Raw genomic sequence first — 26788 nt, forward strand, 5'->3', positions numbered from 1 at the left:
ATTATAACAAATTAACGCGGTGAACAGTTAAAGTTAATGAACAAAATAAAGGACTGTCGAAGGTTTTTCGACAGCCTGATCTTCCTTCATGGAAGATTTTTTTATTTATACAAACATAATATTTTGCTTATTTCTTAGGTTTAACGTTTCTGGCTATTCTAATTATAATACCTATAAAAGATTCCTTTCCGTGTCCAATTTGACCGAAAACCAAATCTTCCATAAACCTTTCTTCCTTCAACAAATGACCACAATCTTGCTCTCTTTGCACCCTGTTTTTTTACAAAAAACCAATCCATTTTTTAACGTATTTAACAATTACACTATTACGATATACCCTTCAGTTCCATGCACTCGAATTCGTTGCCCATCTTTTATCAATTTGGTGGCATTCTCTACCCCAACAACTGCTGGCAAACCATACTCACGCGCAATCACTGCTCCATGTGTCATCAGGCCACCCACTTCGGTTACTAGGCCTTTTATGGATACAAACAATGGTGTCCAGCTAGGATCCGTAAAGGAGGTGACTAATATATCTCCATTATCTAAATCCGCATCTTCCAATTTTAAGATGACACGGGCACGTCCCTCGATAACTCCTGATGAAACAGGCAGGCCTTCAATAGCTTCTGGTGGGAGATTTTCTCGTTTGTATTCACCTGCAATGATTTCACCATCAGATGTGATTACACGCGGGGGAGTTAGTTTTTCATATAATTTGTACTCGTCTTTTCGCTCGTTGATGATCTGGTAATCCAGTTTATTTGTGCGTACAGCCTCGCGGAATTCTTCAAATGAGAGATAATATATATCTTCTTTTTCATGAATAACGCCCGCTTGCACGAGTTGTCCTGCTTCCTTCAGTAAAGCTTGCTTATAAACGAAGTAGCGATTAATCATGCCGTATTTTGGATATTCACGATACCCGATGAAATTCCGGATTAGGTCAATCATTCGTTTTGTTTCTATGGCCTTTTGTTCACCCTCCGGCAATTGTGTTAATCGTTCTAATAACTCTTGTTCTTTTTTCAAAGCCTCCAGCCGTCCTTGCTCAAATTTCCGCTTGCTGGCATTCGGCTTAAAGTTTTTAATGTTAGTAAGAATCATCGTGACAAGTGTAATGGGTTTTTCACTCCATCGTGTTCTAGTCAAATCGATTTCCCCGGCACATCGCATTCCGTATTTGTTGAGATAAGCATAGATAGCGTCTTGGGTTTCCCTTCCACCGTCAAACTCCACCAGTTCATTCATAAAGTTATCTTCTTTAACGTTTTCTAAGTATTCTATCACTTTCGGATAAGGTCGAATCACATCGGCAACATCCATTAGCGCCAGGCCCATTTCCGAAGTAATATTGTTTGGTACAGACTGAGAAAGAGTGTCCGCTGCGTTTTTCTCACCTAACCACTCGTTCATTTTTTCATTAATCCATGTTGAAGCATTTATAGCAGCCATAAATACAACTGTACTTTGCGGGTCAAATAAAATCTTCTTTAATTCCTGAATATCTTCAAGAATAAAATCGAATAAATCAGATCCTGATTTCGTTTGGATGTTTTGTTTTAACTCTTCTATGGATGTTTGACTGCGGTTAATCAAATCAGAAACGATGGATGGATTGATTTCAATTTGTGCCGGCATATTTGTATTTCTTTCGTTGGGACTTGGTGCTTTAGAATCACTTGGCGTCGATTTTATTAAATCTCCTCGCTTAAGTGTGTTCATAAGTGCGTCTTTCATGAGTGGGTCATGTTGTCCCATCGCGTTTAATAACATGTTTCTTCTGACGGGGGAAGCCAGTTGATGAGTGACCTCTACAAACAGCCATCCACCAGCTCTACGCATGGGTGCGTTCGTCGTTAACAGGAAAAAAGACAATCCCAATGGTTTGATGGGGTCTGTCATCATTTGTTGATGACCGACAGAGATATACACGTGATTTTCTTGATCATTCGTTTCAGGGATGGGAAAAAGAGTCGTGACTGGACGGCTCTGGACAATATAAAAGGTATTATCAACCAAACACCATTCGATATCTTGCGGGCGGCCAAAATAAGCTTCAATCTTTCTTCCGATACGTGCCAGTTGTAAAATTTGTTGGTCCGTAAGAGTTTGTGTTTTTTGCAGATCAGGAGCAATTTCGTGTGTCTCGGTCCCTCCTTCTTTTCGTCCATAGATAGCCAATTCTTTAGCTGCTACCATCTTATCGACAATTTTATTCTCTTTCACCTTATAACAATCTGCAGAGACCAAGCCTGAGACCAGTGCTTCTCCAAGTCCAAAACTAGCATCGATTGACAACAGCTTGCGGTTGGAGGTAATTGGATCAGCGGTGAATAAAACCCCTGATGCCTGTGGGAAAACCATCCGTTGAATGATAACGGATAGAGACACTTGTCTGTGGTCAAATCCATTTTGCATACGGTAAATGACCGCGCGTTCTGTGAATAGGGAAGCCCAACATTTGCTGATATGCAGCAAGATGGCTTCTTTTCCAATGATATTTAAATAGGTGTCTTGTTGACCAGCAAAAGAGGCATGTGGCAAATCTTCGGCAGTCGCACTTGAACGTACTGCATAAGCATGTTCTACGCCAAACTGGGAGAGATAATGAGCAACTGCGCACGCAACACCGGAAGGAACTTCAACTTCCAAAACGATTTTGCGAATCTTCCCGCTGATTTCACCAATTTGGTCTCGATCGTCGATCTTTAGCATAGTTAGTTGATCCAACAAAGCTTGAAACGTTTTGTTTTGTTCGATGGCTTTTTCAAATCCTACTGTCGTAATACAAAACCCTTCTGGTACTTGTATACCTTTAATTCTTGTTAATTCCCCTAAATTCAACCCTTTTCCGCCAACGAGCAAATGCTGCGTTTTATCGATTTCCTGAAAATCGAGAACGAAAGAACTCATTCTACATCTCTCCTAAGCAGTAGTTCTATTGATATTAACAGTCTTTTAAACAAAGAAAAAGTTCCATTCTTTTAATAAAAATGGGACTTAAGATTTTTCCGTTTTGATGGTCACCAACATATGATAAAGTACCGATGATTCAAATTGGAAAGGAGGAGAAGATGTTGAGTGAGGAAAAAAAGCGAAAATCAAACAAATCACTGTGGCGGCCGCTTTTGGCAGCACCCGCTTTATTCTTCCTTGCCCCTCTTGGCATTGGAATTTATCTCACCCATCCCTTTCCCGCAAAAACCACGAAAAACCCAAAGGATTACGGCCTTGATTTCGAAGAGGTTGAATTTTTCAGCCGTAAAGATCAAGTAAAGCTATCTGGATGGTGGATCCCCGCTGTTTCCAAGCAAAGCAGGAAAACCATCATCACGGCACACGGTTATATGAATGAACGGGCCATGGAAAGGATTGAAGGCCTGCGGCTGGCTAAAGTACTTTCGAAACAAGGCTACAATGTGCTGATGTTTGATTTTCGCAATGCAGGCAAATCGAAAGGAAGAACCACAGGGTTGGGATACTATGAAAAACACGACCTATATTCTGCCATCGAGTATGCCATTCAGAAAAAAAGCCAGAAAAAGATTGCTCTTCTGGGCTGGAGTATGGGGGCCTCCACTGCGCTTATTGCCGGATGTGAACATCCTGCGGTGTCGGTCATTATTGCCGACAGTCCCTTTAGTGATCTAGAGCCTTTTTTAAAAGAGAACCTTTCCTATTGGTCTAAATTACCAAAACTGCCGTTTACACCAATTATTTATCATTCCATGCGGAAACTCCTTAATATTGACCCCAATGAAGTTTCACCTATTAGAAAAGTGATCAATACGAAGGGAAAAACTTTTTTATTGATACACAGTAAGTCAGATGAGGCGATTCCTTATACCGAGAGCGAACGACTATATAAATCTATTCCATCAGGTAACCATAAAGAATTGTGGCTGACCGAAAAGGCTAAACATATACATTCCTATTTTTTGTATAAGAGAGACTATGAGCACCGTGTTCTCCGGTTTCTCCATAAGCATTTCAAACTTGACTGAAGCCGGAGACATGCCCTCTTCCTCTTTTCAATGGTTAGAAACCTTCCCTTGTTCTATCACTCTCCTTAAGTACTCATATTCGGTGGGATCCAAGATATCGACTTCGTTGTTCGTGGCGGAGAGAATCTGGTCCCTGCACTTGGCGATGCGCTGAATCATGGGATGAATAGTCAAACTGGATAGATTCACAAAATCATATAAATCGCCTAGGCTGACTGGCAATTTATAGCCTTTATTGCTGCTGGCGATTATGATTCCGCTGTCCCGCAGTTTAGAGACAATATTGGACCGAAAATAATGCTGATTCATTTTGACATCTCTCAGGGCATTCAAGTTATCCAAAATTTCTTGGGTATAAACATATTCATCAGGATTTTCTTTTAGGTTAAATAATAAAAACTTTAAAAAATCCATCCGAAGCTTTTCCTCTTCTTCTTCACTTTTTCGATGTTTCTCAAGATATTGATACGTCAGGTTGACTGCCTGCTTGATAATCATTTCATTGTATTTGGCCTCATGGCTGTTGGATTTGTAATCATAGATGAAGTTCTTGTAGTCTAGGGGCAAAAGCTGAATGGCGGATATTTTTTGTTTGATGATTTCATAATAAGAACGGTACTGCTTAGAATGATGTGTACAGTCGTATCCCTTCGCCAGGATTCCGGAAATAAGGCGGGCTAATCTGAGCAGAACATCCGACTCTGTTTGATTAAAGCCAAAAATGGAATAGTTGAATAAATCCGGAATGGTCTTTGTTTCCACGTAGTTTCTGAATTGCATTAAAAATTCGGCTTGGTCACTCACCACCAGATCAAGCTGTTCGAAGCTCCGGTTCAAGTCTTCATAGACCATTCGATTCGTATAGCGGAAAAACGGCTTTTGATGCATGATGCCGCTGTCTTCTCTGATTTTCCGCTTATCCATTACATATGCATAGATACTGAAAGGAAGTTCCTTCAGGTCGTTAACGATCTGAAGCATTTGATTGTCATCACGAATGTCTTTTTCTTGGAGAAATGGGACTTTGTCCAGATGCTCTTCCAGTCTTTCCTTATGGGAGCCTTTTACCAGGATGGCCGTGATGATCAAATGGGTCGACACTCCCTGTTTTACAAAATCAAATAGATAATCACCAAATTCATTGATAAAAGCGTATTGTACCTCTTCCAAATTGCCACCACCCGAGTTTAAAAGTTTTCTCTCTATACCATTTCAACATAATTTTCCATAAACCCTCCAACAATCACGTTTTTTTATAGTATGTGAATGAAATACGCTTCTCTCGGTTTAAAGGTATTCAACCTGGAATTGCTACTGGATTAGGTCCCCTCGTGTCAAAGCCCATCGTTGACCTGTATGCCCATCCTTCATCTGACACATGATTAGACAACTGAAATATCTCCGTTTAATATAAGTAATAGAGTTCTCCACTTAAGTATCTGAACGAAAAGGGGTTATCAATACATGCAAGAACATGCTGAAAAGACGGCTTTATTAGTGATGGATATCCAAAACGGTATTGTATCCCGTTACGCCGAAGCCAAAAAATTATTACATAACATTCAGGAAGCTATCGCAAGTGCGCGCAAACACAATATTCCGGTCATTTTTGTCCGTGTTGGATTTAGCACAGGCTACCCGGAGGTCAGTCCACGAAATAAGGTATTTGCTAGCTTTGCCGCTCATGGAGGCATGACCACGGCGGACGAAGCCACACAAATTCATGAATCGGTTAAGCCCCAAGAAAACGAACCCATTGTAACCAAGTACCGCTTTAGTGCTTTTGCCGGCAGTACACTGGATATGACCCTTCGCTCACGCCAAATTGATACACTCATCCTTTGTGGTATTGCGACAAGTGGCGTGGTTCTCTCTACAGTGCGAGAAGCAGCCGATAAAGATTACTCCTTGACCGTATTAAGTGATGCCTGTCTTGATCAAGACCCTGAAGTTCACCGCGTCCTAATGGAGAAAGTATTCCCTCGTCAGGCCAGTGTTCTGACCGTCGATGCTTGGATTGAGTCATTAGCTTAATATCATGAGGGCTGCTTTGCAATTGCAGAACAGCCCTTTTGTTTTCCAATTTCTTGTTTATTGATGATGGATACCCTGATTTTTGGGAGCGTTCAAAAACGGAATAGTCAATAAAAATATATACCTACCTGTTCTCCCCTTAGAAAAGGAAAGCAAGCGGAATTATTCGTTAATGAGTATTCATATAAAATTCCCTCAACACATGGGCTAAATCAGGAGCAGCCGCACCAATTTCATGAGTTTGCCCTTCCAATAGGCAGTAACGGGAATTGGGAAGATGTTGAAATGCTGTCTCTACACCAAGCTGCATCCATGAAGGACTTGCTCCTCCAGCGACCACCAGTGTTGGAACCGTTATAGAGTCAGCGATGTCGTTAGGGAAAGACTGGTCTCCCAATATGGCCAACTCATATGCTAGTGTGTGTGCCATTTTCTCCAAGGAAGCCCTAAACGGTGCAGTCCGAAGCTGGACTACTACGTTTTCCGGTATCCCCACCCCTTCCCTTTGAAAGAGTTCAACAGCCTCTCCACGCCGATCAGCAGCTACCAACTCTTCAAGCCGTATTTTTAAATCTGCAGGTGGCCGCTGACGGCTGCCCTCAACTATGAAAGGTGGTTCGTACAATGCTAACTTGGAAATGTTGAGTTGCTTAGCAGCTTTCAGAGATAATACTGCGCCAGATGAATAGCCGAATACATACGCTGTCCCCCCGGCTTCACTAATGAGTGCGTCAATGTCCTCTATTTCACGGTCTACGGTATATGGCGGGGTATCGCCGCTGTCCCCTCTCCCCCGGCGGTCGTACATATAAACCGTGAAGTGGGGCGTAAGAAGTTGTGCAAGAGTTGCAACAGTGGAGCGGAGATTAAAAGCACCGACTACCATGATAATTGGGGGGCCATGACCAACCTTGTCAAATACGATGGTGGTGCCGTCCGTTGAAAAGACTTGTGGCATTTTATACTCCTCCATTCCTTTTTATTTTTCTAAAACAGTATAAAAGTTCTATATATTCAAATTATTACCTTTTCTAATATAGGGAATTCGTTCGACAAATAGTTAATACCAATAAAAACCAAAAGGACCAATAGTTTATTGGTTAATATATCGATGGCGGTGTTACATTATCATGTAAACAAGGTTACCTGCATTTATGAGAGGAAATTATAGCATGAGTCGAAGTTGGATTTTAATGACATTGTTATTAATGATTCTTGGACTGGCTTCATTTTTCATTTTAAATGACCAGGATTCTTACTTTACAAATGAAACAGAATCCAATCTTTTAAATAAAAAACAAACAAAAGCAAAGAGTATATCAACACCCAAAAAGGTTGTCCCTTTACCAACCGAAACTTATCCAGCTGTTAAAGAACAATTCGGCCTTTTAGTGCAGCAAGCCTCTGTCAAAGGAATTGCTGTTGTGATTACAGATGGCTATCGTAGTTTGGAGGAACAGGAGCGCCTTTATGAAAAAGGTCGAACTACAGCAGGAGAAATTGTGACTAATGCAAAAGGTGGGGAATCTTATCATAATTATGGGCTGGCGATTGATTTTGCCCTTAATACCCCCTCTGGTAAAACCATTTGGGATATGAAGTATGACGGAAATAAAAACGGTATGGCTGATTGGACGGAAGTGGTTGGAATAGCAAAGTCACTGGGGTTTGAATGGGGCGGAGATTGGGAACAATTCCCAGATTATCCCCATCTGCAAATGAACTATGGATTGACGATTGCCGACCTGCAAGACGGACAGCGGCCCTTCAAAGCATCCCTGACCGCGGATTCATCTAACTAAGGGGGATTATAGAAGTTGCTCTATCTCCCCCTTCTTTTTTAGTGTAATAAATTTCTCAGTTCCTTCGCATGCCTGCGGTTTGTATCAATAACTTCCTCGACCACTTTCTTGGATGCTGGATCAAGGTCCCCTTTTACGATTTCCTCTGAATACTCGACTCCATATTGATCCAATCCTTTTAATGCATCCTTAATAATTTCCTTTTCATCATCGGATATCATCATCTTATGCATATAGCTGTGCATCTTACCGGTGAACCCTTCGTTGTCAGCAGGAACCCCATTCAAGTTTTGAATCCGCTCCGCAAGCTTTTGGGCATTTTCCTTGGCCTCTTGCTGCAGGAATTGAAACTTTCGCTTTAACTCGGGATCCTCCAGCTTTTGGATATGATGTTCAAAAGCATGGATCCCCATGTAGGTTCCTCTTAATAAGGTGTCTAATTCCTCCACTACAATTTTGTCATTCATCCATTTCACACCCTTTTCCCTTTTGCTTTTTATTATGTTTACCTAAAAGCCTGTACCCCTTCCAGTCGCCGTACGGAATTTTGTATTTTAATAAGTCTGGCTGGTTGGCAATATAGATGTAGGCGGCAATGGGGCCTTGATCGGTATTTATGGTTTGTTGGATTCGTTCATAAAGATTATCGCTTCTGCCTTCTGTGTAGTCTTCTAACCAATCAAGTCTGGCTAACTCACTGTCCGTGACTTCGTAGAGTTCACCATAAACCCGAGTAGATGGCCCTTGCTCCACAGCAGGATAACCATAGCTTGAATCATACATGACTCCATTTGTCCAACACTGTTCGGCAAGGCAGATGGCATGTTTTAAAAACCGGTCATTGGACCCACCTTTACGTAATGTTCCATATACAAACACCTTGTGCATTTCTCTCACTCCTCTCCCCTAGCTTACCCCTGCCTCACTTAAACTTCATCTTATACTCCGCTTGGAATGTACCATTTGGTGTGAGTTTATTGATTCCAAATTTCTCTTTCAGGTCGCCGGTAGTGTTGTGTGTATCAGCGATGCCATACCATGGCTCTATGCAAACAAAAGGAGCAATCTTGCCGTTTGTGTACTTTGACCAGATTCCGACAAAGGGAAACCCTTCGAACCCTACTTCCACACCATGGTCTGACTTATCTGATGCGAGTGTGATTTGATTGATATAGCTATAAACTAAAGCGTCCTGGGCAAACAAGGAGTCGGTGAGCTTGATTGTGGATAGATTATTGGCTGCCCCTTTCTCGTGGATAAGGGCATCCTTTAGCTCGTATTCCGTTACTTTCTTAAACGCTGCAGGAACCATGTGTAAACTGTAGTCCTCGATGGTTTCATTTGGTAACAAAGGAATCCTAAAGGCGGGATGGGCACCAATGGAAAAATACATTTCATCCTCGTTGTCATTGACAATTTCCCACCCGACAACAAGCGTATCCTCCTTAATGGTATACCGAATCATCGCTTTAAAATCGTAAGGATATATATCAAGGTAACGCCCCGCCGACTCGAATCGGAAGGAAACATCTGTCGCGGTCTGCTCTTCCACCTCAAAAACAACGTCGCGTAAAAATCCATGCTGGGACAGATTATAATTCTTACCGTCTAGCTGGTATTGATCATCCTTTAAACGCCCTACGATGGGAAACAAAACAGGTGAAACCCGGCCCCAGTATTCTGGGTCCCCAGTCCACATGTAATCCAGGCCGTTTTTCTTTTGCTGTACACCGCGCACTTCCGCCCCGTTTGTACTGATTTCTACCCTTAACCAATCATTTTCTAATATGATCATCTTCAATCCCTCATTTCTAACTGTTCTGTCTTGTATAAACATTATTATACCGAAAGTTACCCTTGCATGAGATTCATACTGGCATCCATTTGAACCAGAAACACTCTACCTCTTATCCATAGCCTCATTTTATTATTTACCATTTTTCACCATGTAGGCTTTTTTTCATACTATATTTTGGGGGTGAAACAATGCCAAGGGTAAATTATCGAAGTTCAGACGTTGACTTAATGGCAAGGATGATGAGAGCGGAAGCCGAAGGTGAAGGAAAACAGGGAATGCTATATGTTGGAAATGTGATTGTGAATCGTATTGTAGCCAATTGTTTAGACTTTAAAGGTCTCAGGAGCATTCCCCAAGTTATTTACCAAGTACAGGGTGGAAACTTTTCTTTTGAAGCAGTCCAAAAAGGGAATGTGTTCTATCAAAGGGCAAGGACCGCCGAAAAAAGATTGGCAAAACAGAACTTGGAGTATTGGAGACAGCACCCAGGGAAATATGCTCTTTGGTATTTTAATCCACATGCTCCATGCCCTCCAACATGGTACGGTCAACCCGCATCGGGGCAATTTAAAAATCATTGTTATTATGAACCAAAACCTGGAACATGCGAAAGTGTATATTCCGGCTAAGCTTACTCTTGAGTAAGCTTTTTTACATATTAGGAAAATGTTACGTTTTCTCCCATATTTTTTCTGAAAATTTAATAAACTTTTTAACAAAAACATCACCAATTGTCTTATAATACAAAATAATAATTTTTTTAGAAGGTGATGGGAAAATGAGACACGTAACCTTGATGCAAATTTTCAATCATCATATAGCAAAAAAATATCTCACCCGTTCGGGGATTGCCCATGCCATTGCTTGTGCATACCATGCTTTCAAATTGGCAAAAACCTTTAACGTTTCGGTAGATTTGGCCACAAAAGCCGCTTTGCTGCACGATATGGGCCATTACACTTGGTACCGCAATGGAAAATGGGATTATGATTTATATAAAAAGAATGATATCCATGCCATCAAGGGAGCGGAAAGAGCCCATAAATTATTGATTCGATTGGGAGAAAATCCGATTATCGCAAAAGAAATTGCGCTGGCTGTCCTATTTCACACGGATTCCTATATGCCAGAAGGTTTTATTAAACGTACGCCATTACAGGAAATCGTGAAACTGGCGGATGAGTTAGATGAGGAACAAGGCGGCATGCACCATTATCGAAAAGTCGAGAAAGATAAGGCTATAAAAATGATTGAACGGTTGGACCAAATGATAGAAAAAGAATTGAAAACTTCTAATCAGGGGTTAAACTATCGCCAAGAAGGACTTCTCTAATCATCACGTGCCTTTATGGACTTTTGCGGTTTAAAAAGAATCGTTGCATTTTGGTGGAAAAGTGCTAAAATCAAACTGTTTGCAGACTTTAATCCAAAGGATCATAAGGGGAAAGTGAAGAGGATGACGTGGGAAGTACTTAGTATGGTTGGCACCATCGCGTTTGCCGTAAGCGGGGCAATTGTTGCGATGGAAGAGGAATATGATATTTTAGGGGTTTATATATTAGGTATTGTGACGGCGTTCGCAGGAGGGGCCATTCGGAATTTGTTAATTGGAGTCCCCGTTTCGGCCCTATGGAGTCAGGGATTGTTATTTCAAATTGCTTTATTGTCTATAACTGCTGTATTTCTATTTCCAACAAAACTGTTAAAGCATTGGCAAAAGTGGGGAAATTTCTTTGATGCGATAGGTTTGTCTGCCTTCGCAATACAAGGTGCCATATACGCTTCAAAAATGGGGCACCCGCTCAGTGCTGTGATTGTTGCCGCTGTCCTTACAGGAATTGGCGGAGGGATTATTCGTGATTTGCTTGCCGGAAGAAAACCAATTGTTCTAAGAGCAGAGATTTACGCCGTTTGGGCGATCCTGGCAGGAGTCATCATTGGTTTAAAAATAGCCGTGGAACCATGGCAGTTATATACCCTGTTCGTCATCGTTACTGGCTTGCGTGTTCTCTCGTATACGTTTGATTGGAAGCTGCCCGTAAGAAGGCTGGGGACACATTACGACGGTTAATCCGTCGATTTTTTTTGCATTTGAAGTTGAGAAGAAACAGTCAAAATAGGTAACGTTTATGTTGGCCAGCTTGGAGGTTAAACTAATTGAGACAAGGGAATAATGAACAGTGTTCGTGAATGAATTCAAGAAAGGAGAGGTTTACATGCCACAAGGAGCTACTGAAACAAGCACCTTGAAAATTGGTGATCAGGCACCTGATTTCACCTTGGAAGCCCATGGCAATCGTGTCGTCACTTTAAGCGATTTCCGCGGCAAACAAAATGTTTTCCTTTGTTTTTACCCTTTAGATTGGACCCCGGTCTGAGGCGCGCAAATGCCTTCTTACGAGGATGATCTACCTCGTTTTGAAGATTTTGATACCCAGGTCTTGGGTATTTCAGTCGACAGCGTCCACAGTCATGATGCATGGGCACATTCCATTGGAGGAATATCCTATCCGCTATGTTCCGACTTTTACCCTCACGGTGAAGTTTCGGAAAAATATGGCGTCCTTCGCAAAAATAAGGATGAGGCAGCCTATGGAGCTTCAGAGCGTGCCCTCTTTATTATTGATAAAGAGGGAATCGTTCAGTGGATAGATGTTCATCCAATTGATAAGCAGCCTGATAATGAAGAATTGTTTGATGTTTTGAGGAAACTTTAAGACCAGCTTGCAGAAAATAAGGAGGCTGTGTATGGAACTCTCAAGAAAAGCTATCCCATATACACCCAGCAGTAAAACACTGCATGAAATGACGATCATGATTGTTTCCACCTCCGGCGTCCATCTGAAGGGTATGGAACCGTTTAACACCGACCCCAGAGAAGGTGATGCGACCTTCCGCATTATTCCAGGAGACGTGGATGCAAAGAACTTAACCGTAACCCATGCCGCCCCAAAGGAGCATTATAATACCGATGCCCCAAAAGAGGATATTAACTGTGTATTCCCTATCGACCGCCTGCGGGAAATGGTGGATGACGGAGACATTGGGGGAGTTGCTGAAAAACATCTCACCATGATGGGTTATTCCATGAGGTTGAATAAAATTAATAATGAAACCATACCCGCGCTTGTCAAAGAAGTGGTTCGTTCCAAAGCGGATGCCGTATTGTTAACTGCCGGCTGACCGCTTTGTCATCGCACTGTAGTTACAGTGCAGCGTGGTATTGAAGCACAGGGTATTCCAACAACCTTAATTACATTGGACGTTGAACAGTCTGGTTTGATGAGGCCGCCAAGGGCGATTCATCCGGTTGGATTCGAATTCGGACATTCGTTAGGAAAACCCCATGATAAAGCAACACAATCAAAAGTATTATTGGCAGCACTTGCGGAATTAAATGAAAGACAAGAGCCAGGACATATTCATGATGTAAATTTTCCATCTTACTAATGCTTTCAAAAGGACGGCTTGATGGGCATCCTTTTTATAAAGTTTGATTTCAAAAAAGGCACGGGCCATATGAAGCCCGTGCCTATATATTGTAAAACAACTTGCTATATTTAAAGTCTTATTAAATTCGTTCCTTTAAACCCTTTTGTTGGTCTTTCTCCAGATTTTCATCTTCTCGGCTTCTGCAATCAAGCTTTCCCTAAAATCCGGATGGGCAATCGAAATTAACAGCTCTGTACGCTCCCATGTGGAACGTCCGGATAGATTAACTTTCCCGTATTCCGTCACAATATATTGGGACTGTGATCTTGGGACGGTTACAATTTCGCCCAGATTTAGAGTAGGGACAATCCGAGAATGTAGTTCGCCATTTTTATCTTGATAGGTAGACGTAAGGCAAATAAAAGCTTTTCCGTCTTCAGCAAGGGAAGCGCCATCCACATAATCCAATTGGCCTCCTGTTCCGCTAATGTGGTTCACCCCAGATGACTCGGAAGAAATCTGGCCAAACAAATCCACCTCAACCGCGTTATTAATCGCAACCATGTTTTTCTGCTGTCTAATCATCCGGGGGTCATTGACATAATCAACGGGGAAAGACGCCAAAAAAGGATTGTCGTTGATCCAGTCATACAATTCCTGTGACCCAAGCGCAAATGACCATGCCGCTTTCCCGCGATTGATTGTTTTTTTGCTGTTGTTTAATTTCCCAGCATTATACATATCAAGGTAGGCATCGACCAGCATCTCGGTATGACAACCCAAATCTTTTAAATCGGATTGAGCAATCAGTTCACCAACTGCCGAAGGTAACGCCCCGATGCCGAGCTGGATGGTGGACCCATTTGCCATTTCTCCTACAACCAGCCGGGCAATTTCTTTGTCCACTTCTTTGCTCGCTGCCCTTGGAAGTGTGGGGATGGTTGGGTTTTGCCCTTCCACGATATAATCGACTTCAGAAATGTGAATGCACTCATCGAAACCTCCTAATGCCCTTGGCAGATTTTTATTCACTTCCACAATCACTGTATCAGCTGTATCCAGAATGGCTTTAGTTGCGGAATTGGTAAGGGAAAAGTTAAAATATCCATGCTGGTCCATTGGAGGTACCTGAATCATGGCTACATTGACTTGCAGGTAATTCCGGTAAAACAATGGTTTATTGCGGTAAACCATCGGGATAAAATCACATAAGCCTTGTTTGTATAACTGCCTGTCTACGCCGCTAAAATGCCAGCTATTATAATAAAAAGTTACCCGATCTGGATCCGCCTTGACGACTTCCGGCACCCGCATTAACAGCATACCTCTAATCTTAATGTCTACAAGTTCGTCTTTCCTTGCGGCTAAAGCCCGGTCCAGCTCGATCGGCATGGTCACTCCAAAGCCGTAATCGACCCAGTCTCCAGAACGGATCATTTTTACCGCATCTTCTGCGGTTCTTAACTTTGATTGATATTCTGCTGTTACCTTCATTTTAAAGCCTCCAAAACTGCAAAAATGTCAAGATAATGATTTTTCAATCGATTAGTGACACAGTAAGATATACTCAAATCAATAAAATCGCCAAAATTATAACTAGGTACTAATTGCTAGTACTAAAGATGATTTTAGCATTTTCGGTACTAGTTGACAAGAAACTAAAAGAATTGTCAAAAAAAACAAATTTTTTTAAAAAACAAATTCCGCTCTTCCCCACAACATATATACAAAACTTAATAATCATGAAAAATTGAATAGGTGTCATTGGTCATTTATAATAAAATCATTCATTAGGATTTTTATGAAAATTGCCTACATTCAGGAGGAAAGATGTTTATATCCTATCCCATTTTAGCAGCACTTTTGGGCATGCTGATTGCTCAATTCGTTAAAATCCCCATCCATTATTTAACAACAAGGGAATTAGATTGGAGACTAATGTTTAGTACAGGTGGGATGCCGAGTTCCCATACTGCCACGATTATCTCGTTGACTACGGCAATTGGAATGAATGCGGGGATTTATTCCAATGATTTTGCAATTGCGGCTATCGTTTCCCTCATTGTGATGCACGACGCGACCGGTGTTCGAAGGCATGCAGGGTTTCATGCGGAAATCCTAAATAAACTTTTGGTTGATTTCAATCAACTAATCGATACCTTAAAAAATCCAAATCTAAAGAAAACGGAATCGAGGGAAAAACTAAAAGAATTGTTAGGACATAAACCTATCGAAGTGTTTTTTGGAGCCATTACAGGCCTCATAGTTGGTGTGTTAACGTATTATTTCTTTCCATTTCAATAATCTTATTGGCATGGAAAAGCAGCTTCACTTCTTCAAAGTTTTTTAATCCTTATGGGGGCCACCATTAAAAGGGCAAGGATGAACGTAATCCATACATTTGCATAAGAAAATATTCCCATGGTTGCCAATGGTAAACCTGCAGCTGGAATGGGTAACCCTCTAAAATAGCCAATAGTCGGTTTCACATTAAACCTTGCCAGCCTTAATGCCCCCATTGTTGGAAAAAGAACAAATGCCAACGATGTTAGGATGGAAGGATTCGCAATGGAGTGGAATACAAGTGCAGGGGCTACTCCAAAACTCACTATATCTGCCAATGAGTCTAATTGGATTCCCACTTCACTGTTCACTCTTAATTTCCTTGCGACTCTTCCATCCAGGAGATCAAAAAGAGCCGAGAAAAAAATAAAAATGGAGGCGGATACCAAAAATCCGCTCATATTTAATGTAATGGAAAACACACCACATAATAAATTTCCGATGGTTAGTAAATTAGGTACCGCTTTTACGACTTGAACAAACAATCTAGTCACTCCTGACGTCGGAATTCTCTTCCTAGTAGCTTCTACTGCAAAATCCCTTGTTATTCTCCTGACACAGGTCCATAAGAAAACCGGGCAAAAACCGCCCGGGCTTATTTTTAGTGATTTTCAAATGGGAGCATGAGATGTTGAATAATTTCACGGGAATTAAGCATTCTAAGATGTGTTTAGGAGGTGAAGTACCTTGTCTTATCAACCAAATGGAAATGAAAAACAAAAAGGTAAAGCATTAGCAGGAAATAGCCAAGGTTCCGGCACAAAATATCATCAAGAGCACGCCGGTAATGTCGAAGGTTACGGCCAGCCTCATCCGGTCGATGGCACTGACACCGGTAGTATGAATATAAACAATGATTAAATCTTTCGGTTATAAAGTCTTCTAAAGAAGGGCTTAAGGCTGGTTCAATAAGCCCTCCTCCTTCTTCATTTATAGTGATTTCCGCTATAATGCCATCTCCCTTCCTCAATCTGCGGCAGTATCCCTCTTATATACGCTTTTAATTCTTCTGGTAATTCATCCTTTTCAAGTTCATCCAGCGTAAAATGGATGATACGGGATAAAGCCGGATCCATGACTTGGACATGGATTTGCAAATTCCCTTTTAAATCGGATACTTTTCTAGTCAACATAATATGAAAAGACATATGATCACCTCAAATATATTATAAAGGAACGTATGTTCTGTTTTCAATCCTTAACTTATTCCTCTAATCCCACATCAGCCTCTTTTCGGGCCGGGACCTTTTGCCTAAAAAAGAAAAAAGCGCTATTCCCTTGTTTTAGGAAAGCGCTTAGTGATTATATACGTTTCTATTAAACCCTTTTAGCCCCTATATATCTAGGGTGCCAATAAGTATTGTAAATGCTTGTAATCATGACACCTTTTGACGATGAGGACATAATCATTCTACCGTTTCCGATATAAATCGCCACATGCGTTGGCCTGCTGGCTTTATTGGGAGCAAAGAACATTAAATCGCCAATCTTAAGAGAAGATATGCGGTATCCATTTCCGTAATACATCTGTGCGGCGGTACGTTTCAGTGTGATTCCTGCTTTTCCGTAGGAGTACTTGACAAGACCGGAGCAATCAAAACCGCTTGGTGACATCCCGCCCCACCGATAAGGAACTCCCATATTGTTTTCCGCTACTTGAATGGCTTTTATATGATAATCATAATAGGCTTCTGCTTTATTACCGGCGTTAGCATACAAAGTGCCAACAGAAGCTAAAATGACAAATGCTGTGATGAATTTCTTTAGCATGCTTATGCCCTCCTGGTAATTTGATAGTTCTACTATACCAAGGGGTTATGACAACGCCATCACAGCTAATTTACAATCCTATTACAATATTATTTTAAAATAATATTATCTTCATAGAGACCGGTTATACCCACTCCAACATTTCGATCCGGTTCCCAAACGGGTCGTTCACATAAAATCGATTGGCACCAGGGAGTTTATCGTCCTCCACATACTCGATGTTATTCTCCTTGAGGTGTTTTTTTAACTCTTCAATCTGTTGAATTTCAAAGGCGGGGTGGGCTTTTTTGGCAGGTACAAACGGTTCTTCTACCCCGATGTGGATTTGCACATTTCCCGCTTTAAACCAAACACCACCACGTTTTTTCAATTCTTCGGGCTTTTCCATCTCCTCAAAACCTAGGATATCGATAAAAAATTTCCTTGCCGTGTCCTCACTGCCTTTTGGAGCCGCCAGCTGCACATGATCGATGGCTCTGAACGTAAACATCATCCCATCCCCCCTATCATCTTCTTTCTTAATAGTACTACAAGTGGATTGGAGTAAAAAGTAACATTTTTAAAAAACCCCCAATTTTCAGGATGATGGGATTTTGATAGATTAGTTCTATTGGGATACGAGTCTTTTAGGAACGGGATCTTTCCTCCGCTCCTCTTTAACAATCCCTTCTATAAACGAAAGAAGGATGTCGTGTAAGTCCTCATGCATTAAGGCAACCTCTATCATGGCTTGTAAATACCCTGCCTTATCTCCAATATCATACCGTTTTCCTTCCAGTTCTAACGCAAACAGGTTTTCCTTCTCACAGAGGAGCCGCAATGCATCGGTTAATTGAAGTTCATTCCCGATGCCGCGTTCAATCGTTTTTAGATACGAGAAAATAGTTGGATTCAGGATATAACGTCCCATGACAGCAATATCCGAAGGGGCCTGTTGAATGGAGGGTTTCTCCACCAAATCCTTCACGGAATGAACCCGTCCAAATTTGCTGTCTGGGTTGATAATTCCGTATTTTGACACATCTGCTTGGGCCACTTTTTTCACACCGATTACAGACTGCTTCGTATGTTGATACGCATCGATCATTTGTTTTAACGCCGGCTGCTCCGAGATCATAATGTCATCACCAAGCAGAACCGCAAAGGGCTCTTCCCCTATAAACTGCTCCGCACATAGCACCGCATGACCGAGTCCTAGTGGTTGTTGCTGACGAATATAATGGATGTTCGCCAGAGAGGAAATCTGCTGCACTTCCCTTAATACATCCCATTTCTGTTTTTCTTCTAACATTTGCTCCAATTCAACCGACTTATCAAAATGATCTTCAATTGATTTTTTATTCCTTCCGGTAATAAAAATGATGCTTTCAATCCCTGATGCGACTGCCTCTTCCACGAGATACTGGACCGCCGGTTTATCGACAATAGGCAGCATTTCTTTTGGTTGTGCCTTGGTCGCAGGCAAAAATCTCGTCCCTAATCCACCAACTGGAATAACTGCTTTTTTTATTTTCATAAATGTACCCTTCTTTCCTTTATCCTGGTAAATACAAGTTGTTTCGTTCCAATATAATTGATTCCAACGCTAATCGCTGTGACGAGTAACTTACTGGTAAACAAAGCAATTCCAAACCACTTATAAAAAACTGTTAATAGTAAAGAAGTAATCACTAACGTGACCAGATTCACACCGATAAAAGTGAAAAACTCCTGCTTACTTCCCTTTCCCTTTTGTTCAAATGTCCACTTCCGGTTCATCATGTAGCTGTTTAGAACCCCTGCACTGTACGAAATACATTGTGCCAGGATAAAGTTAACGGTGAGCCAGGTCAGAAGTGCATAGACGGTAAAATCAATCGAGGTATTGACAATACCCACAAGGGCAAATTTGATAAACGGTATCCACTTCTTAATCATCTGTACATCCTAATCTTTTCAGATTTTTTTTGATAAACCTCCCGAACGATATATAGAGGACGATGTTTTGATTCGTCATATATCCGGCCGATGTATTCACCGATCATCCCGAGCATAAATAAAATAATACCGCTGAATAATAGCTGGATCACAATAAGCGAAGACCAGCCAGTAATGGTCGCATTAGTAAATATTTTTAGGTAGAGGACGACTAACAAATAGAAGAATCCAATCACCGATAAAGCGGCGCCGGCAATACCGGCTAACTTTAATGGTTTATAGGAAAAAGAAGTAATCCCATCCATCGATAATTTGAGCATTTTTTTAAGGGGATATTTGGATTCACCGGCTAAACGCTCATCCCGTTCATATTCAATCGCTGTTTGTTTAAATCCTACCCAGCTCACCAAGCCGCGTACGAAACGATTCCTTTCTTTCAGGTTATTCATTTGGTCACAAACTTTTCGGTCCAATAAGCGGAAATCACCCGTATCAAGTGGGATATCAATCTCCGTCATCGAGTGTAAGAATCGGTAAAACAGCTTGGCCGTCTGTTTTTTAAACACCGTTTCTCCTTTGCGTTTCGTCCGTTTGGCATACACCACATCGTATCCTTGCTTCCATTTTTTTATCATTTCTAAAATAAGCTCAGGTGGGTCCTGCAAGTCGGCGTCAATGACAACGACTGCCCTCCCGAGTGAATATTCCATTCCCGCTGTAATCGCAATTTGATGTCCAAAATTTCTTGAAAAGTCCAGCAAAACAACCGAAGGGTCTTTTTCGCTATACTCCTTTATTATTTCGGCTGTTCGATCCCTGCTTCCATCGTTTACAAACAGAAGTTCATAAGCTTCTCCTGTTGAACGCATTACTTCTGATAAACGGTGATAGGTTTCATGTATCACTTCTTCTTCGTTATATACAGGAATTACAATTGAATATTGGATGGATTGACTCATATTCCATTCCTCCTCATAACTTTTTAGTTTCACATCATAAATACCAATGTTCTATCTAGTCATCCTTCGCTTCTAGGAATTCATGTATTTATCATGCACCTGCAAACTTAAGCAGAACTGAGGATTAGCTGAAAGTTTCCTGAAAGTCAGCGTCAGATGAGTGTTTACAATGGAAACCCTTCAGATAAACAGCAAAAGGCGATACAAACATTTTCTGCTTGTACCGCCTTTTTGTTATTATTTATAGCCCAAACATCACTGCCATGTTGCCCTCGTTTTTAATTCGTTAAAATGTATTATAAACATTTTCGCAAGTTTCCGGTTTCGGTTCGTAAAAGCAATGTGATTTAAAACGGGATACCAATGGTTGACCGTACCATGTCTGCGGACAATTTCCAGACGGCTTGAAGTACCACAAGCTAAATTTCGCCGGCCAAAATCTTTCGCCGTTAACTACCCTGCGGGCTAAGCGTCTCTCACTTTCCCTTGCTCTTTGGTAAAAGTAACCATGCTTAACCGCTTCGAAAGCATGGGGCTGGTAAATCATCTGGGGAATTGTGCGAAGGCCCTTAAAGTCAGAACAGTTGGCGCGTACTCGATTAATCCCAATATTGCCTACTAATAACATTCCCTGAGTGCCTTCACCCTCTGCCTCAGCTCTAAGCAGCCTTGCCAGTAAATCGATATCTGGATTCCTCGCATTCACTACGGCCATAGGCTCCCCACCATCGTTGTTTATCACAAATATATTCTTTCGGGTTTTGTATAGACCATCAATATTCCAATGAATTTTGAACACTTGAAGAAATAGACCTGCTAAATGCATTTCAATGACAAAAAAGGAAATACTTGAATTATTAAAGGAAAATAGGTTTAACAAGATATTTCTGGGGGTAAAGTGAATGAGCACGAAGCGTCTATTAATCGTCAACATCATTATTTTGCTTATTTTAGTGGGTGGAGGATTCGGAATTTATGCCTATTACAATCAATCCGTCAATTATTTATCAACGGATAATGCACAAATTGCCGGACAACAGGTAACCATCTCGGCTCTGGCCAACGGAAGATTGACAGATTGGAATGGCCATGTAGGTGACAAATTTTCAAAAGATGCTACTGTAGGTACTATTGCGACAACGGATGCAGCTGGGAGAACCGTCACAATGGATGTGACCGCACCAACCGACGGAACCATTGTCCAGACGAATGCCGTTCCTAATTCCACTGTAGTGGCAGGCACCCAGCTTGCCCAGGTTTATGACCTGGACTCATTATGGGTAACCGCTAATATCGATGAAACCGATATTGACCAAGTTAAGACAGGACAGGATGTCGATATTTATGTCGATGCCTTCCCTAACAATTCATTAAGTGGAAAAGTGGAACAAATCGGCATGGCAACCGCGGGAACTTTTTCTCTCTTGCCAAGCAGTTCGAATACATCAGGCAACTATACAAAAGTCACTCAAGTTATTCCTGTCAGGATATCGATTGATGATAATGAAGGTGTAGGTATCGTACCCGGCATGAATGTAACCGTGAGGATACGTAAGTAGGTGATCAGATGACCATGTATATCACGGTTTATGTCATTTTAGGAATATTAGTGCTTCTATTATTAAATTTCAGGATGGTAAAAGCAAGAAAGAAAGCTACCGGTCAAAAACAACTCCAACCGGTTTTAAACCGCCCGAACACGCCATCCGATCCAACGGCAGAGACCCCAGAGCAGCCTCTTTCCCGTACCGGGACACAGGACGATAAAGCACAGGAAGCCCCTCAGCATAATTTATCAGACGAAGTTGAAGACATGCTGAAGGAATCAGCCATTCCTGAACCGGCCTTGGAATATGTTGAAGCTAACGTCGAACTGGATGAAAGCAAAATTCAGCAGCAAAAATCCGCAGAGACTGCTGCGGGAGAAACGGGAGCAGGAAAAGTACTCGTGGCTTTGATGCTTGGCGCGTTTGTTGCCATCCTAAATCAAACGCTGCTAAATGTGGCCATTCCCCATATTATGAATGATTTGGGCGTTTCAGCCAGTACCGTCCAATGGCTCTCAACCGGTTATATGTTAGTGAACGGGATTGCCATACCGATTACGGCCTTTCTTATTGAAAAATTCGGAACAAGGAAACTGTTCCTTACAGCCGTTTTTCTATTTACGATTGGTTCGGTCGTTTGTTCCCTTTCAGCTAACTTCAGTATGCTGATGATTGGAAGGGTCATCCAAGCCAGTGGTGCCGGGATTATTATGCCGCTATTAATGACCGTGTTTTTCGCACTGTTTCCTCCCGAAAAGCGAGGAAAGGCAATGGGAATTATGGGAATCGTCATGATTTTCGCTCCTGCCATCGGTCCTACTCTTTCCGGCTGGCTGATCGGACATTATTCTTGGAGATTATTGTTTGATATTGTCATTCCCATTGGGGTTCTGGATTTAATCCTAAGCTTCTTATGGATGAAGGACGTAACAAAGGTAACCAACCCTAAATTTGATCTTCCGGGCTTTTTATTTTCAACCATAGGGTTCGGATTCCTGTTATACGGTTTTAGTGAAGCGGGCAACGATGGCTGGACCAGTGCCACTGTTATCGTTTCATTGTCTGTCGGAATCATAGCCTTGGTGTTATTCGTCTGGCGTGAATTAACGACAGACAAGCCCATGCTGGATTTACGGGTGTTTAAATATGATATTTTCTCCTTAACCACCATCATCAGCATGATTGTCAACATGGCCATGTTTGGAGCCATGATTTTGCTGCCGATTTATTTGCAAAACATTCGGGGCTATACGGCACTCGAATCAGGACTATTAATGCTGCCGGGTGCTATTGTAATGGGAATCATGTCGCCTATTTCCGGAGCGCTATTTGATAAAGTCGGGGCACGGCCGCTTGCGGTGATTGGCTTAATTATTACCGTGATTACCACATGGGAATTTACACGGTTAAGCATGACGACAAGTTATAGTCATATCCTGATTCTCTATGTGATGAGGATGTTTGGCATGTCCTTTATTATGATGACCGTCATGACGGAAGGACTTAATCAGCTGCCCCGTCACCTTGGATCCCATGGCACAGCGGCATCCAATACAGCCAGGCAGGTTGCCGGAAGTATTGGGACAGCACTGCTTGTTACGGTTATGACAACAAGGCAAGGAGTCCATTATGGGGGTTATACCAATGTGATCACAAGTTCCAATCCTTTCATAGCGAGCAGTTTCTCGCAACTCTCACAAGGGATTTCGGCTTTAACCCATGTACCGGTAACAGTGGGCAGGCAGCTTACCACCTATTTAATTTACGGCAAAACCGTGCAGCAAGCGACCATTGATGGAATCAATGATGCCTTCATTGTTGCAACCGGCATTGCCACCCTAGCATTACTTTTGGCATTCTTCATTAAGAGGGCTACTGTGAAAGAACAGTAAATCGTGCGAAATGAAGGAAGACTAGAATGGGTTCCTTAGTCAGGGACCTCTTCTAGTTTTTTTAACAATTGTATGTTAAGTTGGTATCTTTAGGAAGGAGGGTTCGAATTGGTTGACTTAGGACTTTTAATTATTCGGCTGGCGGTTGGCCTGACATTCGTCGGGCATGGGATGCAAAAATTATTCGGCTGGTTCGGCGGCTCAGGTCCTGTTCAGTTTGGGGAGTATTTGAAGTCCATCGGAATTGAGACTGGCGGTAAGCCATTAGCGATTATCGCCGGATTGTTTGAACTAATCGGCGGTCTGCTATTTGCTGCGGGTTTTTTTACCTGGTTTGGTTCCATTTTGATTATTATTATCATGATTGACGCCATCTTCACCGTTCATGGTAAGCATGGGTTTTGGTTAACAGAAGGCGGTTTTGAATATAACTTTATTCTGATTGCCGTTACTCTCGGCATCGCCTTGATTGGTCCTGGTCATTATGTTTTAATTCCTACCCCTTAAAATTAAGATGATATTTTAGAAAATTTAAGAAATATTTAAGAAAGGCTTGTTATGATAGAGGAAAGAATAAGCAATGGGGTGTGTTTTGCTATGAAAAAAGATAAACGTGTCTATATTCCCGCCATTCTCGTGCTGCTAATCAGTATCGGCTTCCTTGTTTATTATTTCCTCTCTCTACCATCTGGAGAAGGTGCCGGTCACATGCCAAAAGGTGAACATTTGCCGGGTGAAAGGCCACAAGAGGGAGGGGAAATATTTAAGACTTTTGGCACCATTTCTATTATTGTAATGGCTGCCAGTTATTCTTGGTTTAGATTTAAAAAAATATTGCGCTCCCCTGTTCCACAACTTAAAAAGCTTTCCCGCTTTATTCACAAGGCCCATCACTTTTTTGGCTGGACTGCGCTAATTATTGCTATTGTGCATGGAGGATATTATCTACTTACGAAATTTGGCGATTTCCACACGAAATCGGGATTGGCGGTTATCCTTCTTTTTATCACGCTTGCCGTTTATGGTTACTTGGTCAAACGGGTACGAAACAAATATATAAAATCAGTACACTTTTTGTTAAGTAATCTTTGTATTGCCGCTCTTTTAGTTCATGCAGCCGGTCAAGTATTGGCAACTGCCTCTGGTACGATTGCCCTGTTTATTATCCTTTGGTTAGTGGAACGACAAGCAAAGCGGTCACAGCCCAGTTCCATTTAACCTTCACTATCAAAATAGAATGGGTAAAAACATGGCGATTAAGCCATGCTAAAACAACAAAATGAGGAGGATTTTTATGCAACAGAAGCAACTGGCGAAACAGGATGTAGGCTCAATTATGAAACCGGAGTTTGCCGGAACGGATGCACAAAAAGTAAAACAACAAATTCAAAAAGATGTAAGCGAAGGACAAGGTGCCATAACTTCTCGGGAAGCAGGAGCCATGCGCGATTAAAAAACCCGATGAGTGGTTATCAGATTGCCGAGAAAGATTGGGCCTGTTGATTTCCGCTCCGGGTGCTTCGCTTTCCGCGGGCGTGCCAAGGAAGCCTCCTTGGCACTGAAAGCACCTGCGGGGTCTCCCCAGCTCCGTCCATACTTTATCCAACAATGGAACCTTTCTTTACTTTGGCAGGCTGCAGTCAGAAGTGCCTGGTGAAATGGCCCTTTTTTCCTCTCTTTTTTATAGTAAACCTTATCCCTCCTATTAATTTCCATTACAAATTTTTCATTTCCTTATCAATTCCTATTTAAACTCCATATCCCCCTTATATGGTTCGAAAGTTATATTAAGGGCGTTTTCATCCTTGAATGTTTACCTTAGTTTACATACATCGTTGTTATAAGGAGGCGGAATTGTGAAAAGAAACGAGTCTAATATTCCTAAAGAATGGATTGAGCTAATAAAAGAAGCAATGAAAGCAAATATTACAAAAGAAGACTTCAAGATTTATTTAAAAGAAGAAAAAGAGAAAAGAGAGAAGAAATAGGTCTCTACAATACATAAAAAGGATAGAATCGGCATTAATTATGCTGCCATTCTATCCTTCTTTTTATCATTTAGAATCCTCTATTAATCAAAGGAACCCATCGTTTGGAATAATTCGTTTGTTTGTGGGGACACGTAGAGGGTTCTGCTCGGGAATGCAACTTCCACTCCCTCTTTCTCCAAGATCGCCATGATTTTCAAGTTGATATCATGTTTAATTTTTACGTGTTCAGCCCACACTGTCGTATTCGTGAAAAAATAGATTAATATATCAAGACTGCTTTCATTATAATGGTCGAATGCAACCATAATCGTATCCGGATGGATTTCTTCATGAATCTTCAACATTCCCTCAATTCGGCTGACCACTCTTTCAATTTGTTCTTTGGTCGTTTGATAGTTTAGTCCTAAGTGAAACTGTATTCGTCTTTTCCCCATCCGGCTCCAGTTGGTAATCGGTTCGTTGGCAAGGGTAGAATTCGGGACGGTCACGAGCGCTTGGCTAAACGTCCGGACTTTGGTGCTTCGGAAATTGATATCCTCTACTGTTCCCTCCACGCTCGGGGTCAAAATCCAATCGCCTATAGAAAACGGCTTTTCTGTCACGATCACGATTCCGCCAATTAAATTCCCTACAGCTTCTTTGGCGGCTAATGCGAATGCCAGTCCGCCTAGTCCAAGACCAGCGACCAATCCATTGACATCATAATCAAATTCCTGGCCAATGATACTGATGCTGATGGCAATCAGGATCACCCGGACGGTCCTTGAAATGAACGGTATCAAAATCAAATCAATCTTATTGTTTATTTTCTGATTGACGCTAATTAAAATCCCTGAGGTCGGTGATGTCAAATTAAACAAACCCCAAGTAAGTAACACGATGACCATGGACCGCAAAAATTTTAAAAATAACGCATTATGCTGCTCGACGAACGGGAAATAATCCATGGCCACGTACAAGCCGACAATAATAAACGCCCATCCTAAGGGTCGTTCAAAGCCTAAACAGATCTGGGTAAAGAAATCAGTTGGTGTCTTTCTAGACAATTTCAATATCAATTCAAACACATACTTGGTAAATAGGTTTCTAAAAAGAATAAATAACAGTAATATCCCTATAGAAATCCCTAGGTTTGTCAACATTTCGGCATCTATATCAGCAGATGAGAAACCCATAACAAATGAATCTAATAACATGACAAATATACCTTCCCTCTTTTATCGCTGAATTCATTCAATCATGATTTAATGACAAGACGATGAAACCAGATCGATTGAACCCTATTTTCCATTG

General features: G+C 41.6%; 33 protein-coding genes. 17 read left to right on the plus strand and 16 right to left on the minus strand.

Translation table 11 applies throughout. The annotated features are described in order from the left end of the window. Positions 1-318: 318 nt before the first annotated feature. A complete protein-coding gene (ppsA, locus tag ACY8D0_RS16530) occupies positions 319-2919 on the minus strand; it encodes a phosphoenolpyruvate synthase (protein WP_462411622.1) in 2601 nt (866 codons plus the stop codon). Between the two features lie 161 nt (positions 2920-3080). Between ppsA and ACY8D0_RS16535 the strand changes: the two genes are divergently transcribed. Beyond that, entirely contained in the window at positions 3081-4010 is a 930-nt protein-coding gene (locus ACY8D0_RS16535) for an alpha/beta hydrolase (RefSeq protein ID WP_462411623.1), read from the plus strand. Between the two features lie 27 nt (positions 4011-4037). On the opposite strand, the gene ACY8D0_RS16540 is transcribed toward ACY8D0_RS16535, so the two are convergent. After that, on the minus strand, positions 4038-5180 hold the full coding sequence (locus tag ACY8D0_RS16540; protein ID WP_462411624.1) for a hypothetical protein: 1143 nt from the start codon (positions 5178-5180) through the stop codon (positions 4038-4040). A gap of 294 nt (positions 5181-5474) precedes the next feature. Between ACY8D0_RS16540 and ACY8D0_RS16545 the strand changes: the two genes are divergently transcribed. Further along, a complete protein-coding gene (locus tag ACY8D0_RS16545; RefSeq protein WP_462411625.1) occupies positions 5475-6044 on the plus strand; it encodes a cysteine hydrolase family protein in 570 nt (189 codons plus the stop codon). A 169-nt stretch (positions 6045-6213) separates the two neighbouring features. Here the strand turns inward: ACY8D0_RS16545 and ACY8D0_RS16550 are convergent, their stop codons facing one another. Continuing rightward, positions 6214-7002 (minus strand): alpha/beta fold hydrolase, encoded by a 789-nt coding sequence (locus ACY8D0_RS16550; RefSeq protein ID WP_462411626.1) that lies wholly within the window; start codon positions 7000-7002, stop codon positions 6214-6216. Positions 7003-7216: 214 nt separating this feature from the next. Here ACY8D0_RS16550 and ACY8D0_RS16555 point away from each other — a divergent pair, with 214 nt between their 5' ends. Then, positions 7217-7846 (plus strand): M15 family metallopeptidase, encoded by a 630-nt coding sequence (locus tag ACY8D0_RS16555; RefSeq protein ID WP_462411627.1) that lies wholly within the window; start codon positions 7217-7219, stop codon positions 7844-7846. A gap of 38 nt (positions 7847-7884) precedes the next feature. On the opposite strand, the gene ACY8D0_RS16560 is transcribed toward ACY8D0_RS16555, so the two are convergent. Genes ACY8D0_RS16560 through ACY8D0_RS16570 form a run of 3 tightly spaced genes read right to left on the minus strand, consistent with a single transcriptional unit; the run spans position 7885 to position 9641 of the window. Then, complete coding sequence (locus ACY8D0_RS16560) at positions 7885-8313, minus strand: DUF2383 domain-containing protein (RefSeq protein ID WP_462411628.1); 429 nt, start codon at positions 8311-8313, stop codon at positions 7885-7887. Next, positions 8306-8734 (minus strand): gamma-glutamylcyclotransferase family protein, encoded by a 429-nt coding sequence (locus tag ACY8D0_RS16565; protein ID WP_462411629.1) that lies wholly within the window; start codon positions 8732-8734, stop codon positions 8306-8308. Before ACY8D0_RS16565 ends, ACY8D0_RS16560 begins: the two co-directional genes overlap by 8 nt. A 34-nt stretch (positions 8735-8768) precedes the next feature. Then, a complete protein-coding gene (locus ACY8D0_RS16570; RefSeq protein ID WP_462411630.1) occupies positions 8769-9641 on the minus strand; it encodes an aldose 1-epimerase family protein in 873 nt (290 codons plus the stop codon). A gap of 191 nt (positions 9642-9832) precedes the next feature. Between ACY8D0_RS16570 and ACY8D0_RS16575 the strand changes: the two genes are divergently transcribed. The 6 genes from ACY8D0_RS16575 to ACY8D0_RS16600 all read left to right on the plus strand — a co-directional run bounded on the left by ACY8D0_RS16575 (position 9833) and on the right by ACY8D0_RS16600 (position 13094). After that, positions 9833-10273, plus strand: a complete 441-nt coding sequence (locus tag ACY8D0_RS16575; RefSeq protein WP_462411631.1) for a cell wall hydrolase — start codon at positions 9833-9835, stop codon at positions 10271-10273. A 149-nt stretch (positions 10274-10422) separates the two neighbouring features. After that, positions 10423-10977, plus strand: a complete 555-nt coding sequence (locus ACY8D0_RS16580; protein WP_462411632.1) for an HD domain-containing protein — start codon at positions 10423-10425, stop codon at positions 10975-10977. Positions 10978-11100: 123 nt separating this feature from the next. Beyond that, positions 11101-11715, plus strand: a complete 615-nt coding sequence (locus ACY8D0_RS16585; protein ID WP_462411633.1) for a trimeric intracellular cation channel family protein — start codon at positions 11101-11103, stop codon at positions 11713-11715. A gap of 145 nt (positions 11716-11860) precedes the next feature. Beyond that, the gene (locus ACY8D0_RS16590) at positions 11861-12361 is read left to right on the plus strand and encodes a redoxin domain-containing protein (protein ID WP_462411634.1); all 501 of its coding nucleotides are present in this window, start codon (positions 11861-11863) and stop codon (positions 12359-12361) included. A 31-nt stretch (positions 12362-12392) separates the two neighbouring features. Next, a complete protein-coding gene (locus ACY8D0_RS16595) occupies positions 12393-12827 on the plus strand; it encodes a glycine/sarcosine/betaine reductase selenoprotein B family protein (protein ID WP_462411635.1) in 435 nt (144 codons plus the stop codon). A gap of 27 nt (positions 12828-12854) precedes the next feature. Next, positions 12855-13094, plus strand: coding sequence for a hypothetical protein (locus tag ACY8D0_RS16600; protein WP_462411636.1), 240 nt, complete (start codon positions 12855-12857; stop codon positions 13092-13094). A 135-nt stretch (positions 13095-13229) separates the two neighbouring features. Here ACY8D0_RS16600 and ACY8D0_RS16605 read toward each other — a convergent pair whose 3' ends face one another. Then, entirely contained in the window at positions 13230-14570 is a 1341-nt protein-coding gene (locus ACY8D0_RS16605) for an acetyl-CoA hydrolase/transferase family protein (RefSeq protein WP_462411637.1), read from the minus strand. A gap of 336 nt (positions 14571-14906) precedes the next feature. Here ACY8D0_RS16605 and ACY8D0_RS16610 point away from each other — a divergent pair, with 336 nt between their 5' ends. Further along, a complete protein-coding gene (locus ACY8D0_RS16610) occupies positions 14907-15380 on the plus strand; it encodes a divergent PAP2 family protein (protein ID WP_462411638.1) in 474 nt (157 codons plus the stop codon). 32 nt (positions 15381-15412) lie between these two features. On the opposite strand, the gene pssA is transcribed toward ACY8D0_RS16610, so the two are convergent. Next, positions 15413-15904: a CDP-diacylglycerol--serine O-phosphatidyltransferase gene (gene pssA, locus ACY8D0_RS16615; RefSeq protein WP_462411639.1), complete on the minus strand. Its 492-nt coding sequence runs from the start codon at positions 15902-15904 to the stop codon at positions 15413-15415. A 202-nt stretch (positions 15905-16106) separates the two neighbouring features. Between pssA and ACY8D0_RS16620 the strand changes: the two genes are divergently transcribed. Continuing rightward, entirely contained in the window at positions 16107-16280 is a 174-nt protein-coding gene (locus tag ACY8D0_RS16620; RefSeq protein ID WP_462411640.1) for a hypothetical protein, read from the plus strand. Positions 16281-16345: 65 nt separating this feature from the next. Here ACY8D0_RS16620 and ACY8D0_RS16625 read toward each other — a convergent pair whose 3' ends face one another. From ACY8D0_RS16625 to ACY8D0_RS16655, 7 genes are all read right to left on the minus strand, one after another. Then, the gene (locus ACY8D0_RS16625; protein WP_462411641.1) at positions 16346-16567 is read right to left on the minus strand and encodes a hypothetical protein; all 222 of its coding nucleotides are present in this window, start codon (positions 16565-16567) and stop codon (positions 16346-16348) included. Between the two features lie 169 nt (positions 16568-16736). Further along, positions 16737-17189, minus strand: coding sequence for a C40 family peptidase (locus tag ACY8D0_RS16630; RefSeq protein WP_462411642.1), 453 nt, complete (start codon positions 17187-17189; stop codon positions 16737-16739). Positions 17190-17313: 124 nt separating this feature from the next. Continuing rightward, positions 17314-17682 (minus strand): VOC family protein, encoded by a 369-nt coding sequence (locus ACY8D0_RS16635; RefSeq protein WP_462411643.1) that lies wholly within the window; start codon positions 17680-17682, stop codon positions 17314-17316. Positions 17683-17796: 114 nt separating this feature from the next. Further along, a complete protein-coding gene (gene galU / locus ACY8D0_RS16640) occupies positions 17797-18705 on the minus strand; it encodes a UTP--glucose-1-phosphate uridylyltransferase GalU (protein ID WP_462411644.1) in 909 nt (302 codons plus the stop codon). Further along, on the minus strand, positions 18702-19106 hold the full coding sequence (locus ACY8D0_RS16645; protein ID WP_462411645.1) for a GtrA family protein: 405 nt from the start codon (positions 19104-19106) through the stop codon (positions 18702-18704). Before ACY8D0_RS16645 ends, galU begins: the two co-directional genes overlap by 4 nt. After that, positions 19103-20065, minus strand: coding sequence for a glycosyltransferase (locus ACY8D0_RS16650; protein WP_462411646.1), 963 nt, complete (start codon positions 20063-20065; stop codon positions 19103-19105). The genes ACY8D0_RS16645 and ACY8D0_RS16650 overlap by 4 nt, the downstream gene beginning before the upstream one ends. 286 nt (positions 20066-20351) lie before the next feature. After that, complete coding sequence (locus tag ACY8D0_RS16655) at positions 20352-20780, minus strand: cell wall hydrolase (protein ID WP_462411647.1); 429 nt, start codon at positions 20778-20780, stop codon at positions 20352-20354. 187 nt (positions 20781-20967) lie between these two features. Between ACY8D0_RS16655 and ACY8D0_RS16660 the strand changes: the two genes are divergently transcribed. The 6 genes from ACY8D0_RS16660 to ACY8D0_RS16685 all read left to right on the plus strand — a co-directional run bounded on the left by ACY8D0_RS16660 (position 20968) and on the right by ACY8D0_RS16685 (position 25492). Next, positions 20968-21624: an efflux RND transporter periplasmic adaptor subunit gene (locus tag ACY8D0_RS16660; protein ID WP_462411648.1), complete on the plus strand. Its 657-nt coding sequence runs from the start codon at positions 20968-20970 to the stop codon at positions 21622-21624. 8 nt (positions 21625-21632) lie between these two features. Beyond that, entirely contained in the window at positions 21633-23504 is a 1872-nt protein-coding gene (locus tag ACY8D0_RS16665; RefSeq protein ID WP_462411649.1) for a DHA2 family efflux MFS transporter permease subunit, read from the plus strand. Between the two features lie 108 nt (positions 23505-23612). Continuing rightward, positions 23613-24011 carry a DoxX family protein gene (locus ACY8D0_RS16670; protein ID WP_462411650.1) on the plus strand — a complete coding sequence of 133 codons (399 nt, stop codon included), beginning with the start codon at positions 23613-23615 and terminating at the stop codon, positions 24009-24011. 90 nt (positions 24012-24101) lie between these two features. Next, complete coding sequence (locus tag ACY8D0_RS16675; RefSeq protein WP_462411651.1) at positions 24102-24722, plus strand: hypothetical protein; 621 nt, start codon at positions 24102-24104, stop codon at positions 24720-24722. Positions 24723-24798: 76 nt separating this feature from the next. Then, positions 24799-24957 carry a hypothetical protein gene (locus ACY8D0_RS16680; protein ID WP_462411652.1) on the plus strand — a complete coding sequence of 53 codons (159 nt, stop codon included), beginning with the start codon at positions 24799-24801 and terminating at the stop codon, positions 24955-24957. A gap of 403 nt (positions 24958-25360) precedes the next feature. Then, positions 25361-25492 (plus strand): anti-repressor SinI family protein, encoded by a 132-nt coding sequence (locus ACY8D0_RS16685; protein WP_462411653.1) that lies wholly within the window; start codon positions 25361-25363, stop codon positions 25490-25492. An 83-nt stretch (positions 25493-25575) separates the two neighbouring features. On the opposite strand, the gene ACY8D0_RS16690 is transcribed toward ACY8D0_RS16685, so the two are convergent. Then, positions 25576-26691 carry a mechanosensitive ion channel family protein gene (locus ACY8D0_RS16690; protein WP_462411654.1) on the minus strand — a complete coding sequence of 372 codons (1116 nt, stop codon included), beginning with the start codon at positions 26689-26691 and terminating at the stop codon, positions 25576-25578. Positions 26692-26788 lie beyond the last annotated feature (97 nt).

It is taken from the genome of Neobacillus camarae, assembly GCF_054950115.1.

Coding starts and splice junctions, on each gene's coding strand:
- ppsA (WP_462411622.1), bottom strand. CDS start 2,919: ATGAGTTCTTTCGTTCTCGATTTTCAGGAAATCGATAAAACGCAGCAT.
- ACY8D0_RS16535 (WP_462411623.1), top strand. CDS start 3,081: ATGTTGAGTGAGGAAAAAAAGCGAAAATCAAACAAATCACTGTGGCGG.
- ACY8D0_RS16545 (WP_462411625.1), top strand. CDS start 5,475: ATGCAAGAACATGCTGAAAAGACGGCTTTATTAGTGATGGATATCCAA.
- ACY8D0_RS16550 (WP_462411626.1), bottom strand. CDS start 7,002: ATGCCACAAGTCTTTTCAACGGACGGCACCACCATCGTATTTGACAAG.
- ACY8D0_RS16555 (WP_462411627.1), top strand. CDS start 7,217: ATGAGTCGAAGTTGGATTTTAATGACATTGTTATTAATGATTCTTGGA.
- ACY8D0_RS16560 (WP_462411628.1), bottom strand. CDS start 8,313: ATGAATGACAAAATTGTAGTGGAGGAATTAGACACCTTATTAAGAGGA.
- ACY8D0_RS16565 (WP_462411629.1), bottom strand. CDS start 8,734: ATGCACAAGGTGTTTGTATATGGAACATTACGTAAAGGTGGGTCCAAT.
- ACY8D0_RS16570 (WP_462411630.1), bottom strand. CDS start 9,641: ATGATCATATTAGAAAATGATTGGTTAAGGGTAGAAATCAGTACAAAC.
- ACY8D0_RS16575 (WP_462411631.1), top strand. CDS start 9,833: ATGCCAAGGGTAAATTATCGAAGTTCAGACGTTGACTTAATGGCAAGG.
- ACY8D0_RS16580 (WP_462411632.1), top strand. CDS start 10,423: ATGAGACACGTAACCTTGATGCAAATTTTCAATCATCATATAGCAAAA.
- ACY8D0_RS16585 (WP_462411633.1), top strand. CDS start 11,101: ATGACGTGGGAAGTACTTAGTATGGTTGGCACCATCGCGTTTGCCGTA.
- ACY8D0_RS16595 (WP_462411635.1), top strand. CDS start 12,393: ATGGAACTCTCAAGAAAAGCTATCCCATATACACCCAGCAGTAAAACA.
- ACY8D0_RS16605 (WP_462411637.1), bottom strand. CDS start 14,570: ATGAAGGTAACAGCAGAATATCAATCAAAGTTAAGAACCGCAGAAGAT.
- ACY8D0_RS16610 (WP_462411638.1), top strand. CDS start 14,907: ATGTTTATATCCTATCCCATTTTAGCAGCACTTTTGGGCATGCTGATT.
- ACY8D0_RS16625 (WP_462411641.1), bottom strand. CDS start 16,567: ATGTCTTTTCATATTATGTTGACTAGAAAAGTATCCGATTTAAAAGGG.
- ACY8D0_RS16630 (WP_462411642.1), bottom strand. CDS start 17,189: ATGCTAAAGAAATTCATCACAGCATTTGTCATTTTAGCTTCTGTTGGC.
- ACY8D0_RS16635 (WP_462411643.1), bottom strand. CDS start 17,682: ATGATGTTTACGTTCAGAGCCATCGATCATGTGCAGCTGGCGGCTCCA.
- galU (WP_462411644.1), bottom strand. CDS start 18,705: ATGAAAATAAAAAAAGCAGTTATTCCAGTTGGTGGATTAGGGACGAGA.
- ACY8D0_RS16645 (WP_462411645.1), bottom strand. CDS start 19,106: ATGATTAAGAAGTGGATACCGTTTATCAAATTTGCCCTTGTGGGTATT.
- ACY8D0_RS16650 (WP_462411646.1), bottom strand. CDS start 20,065: ATGAGTCAATCCATCCAATATTCAATTGTAATTCCTGTATATAACGAA.
- ACY8D0_RS16655 (WP_462411647.1), bottom strand. CDS start 20,780: ATGGCCGTAGTGAATGCGAGGAATCCAGATATCGATTTACTGGCAAGG.
- ACY8D0_RS16660 (WP_462411648.1), top strand. CDS start 20,968: ATGAGCACGAAGCGTCTATTAATCGTCAACATCATTATTTTGCTTATT.
- ACY8D0_RS16665 (WP_462411649.1), top strand. CDS start 21,633: ATGACCATGTATATCACGGTTTATGTCATTTTAGGAATATTAGTGCTT.
- ACY8D0_RS16675 (WP_462411651.1), top strand. CDS start 24,102: ATGAAAAAAGATAAACGTGTCTATATTCCCGCCATTCTCGTGCTGCTA.
- ACY8D0_RS16680 (WP_462411652.1), top strand. CDS start 24,799: ATGCAACAGAAGCAACTGGCGAAACAGGATGTAGGCTCAATTATGAAA.
- ACY8D0_RS16690 (WP_462411654.1), bottom strand. CDS start 26,691: ATGTTATTAGATTCATTTGTTATGGGTTTCTCATCTGCTGATATAGAT.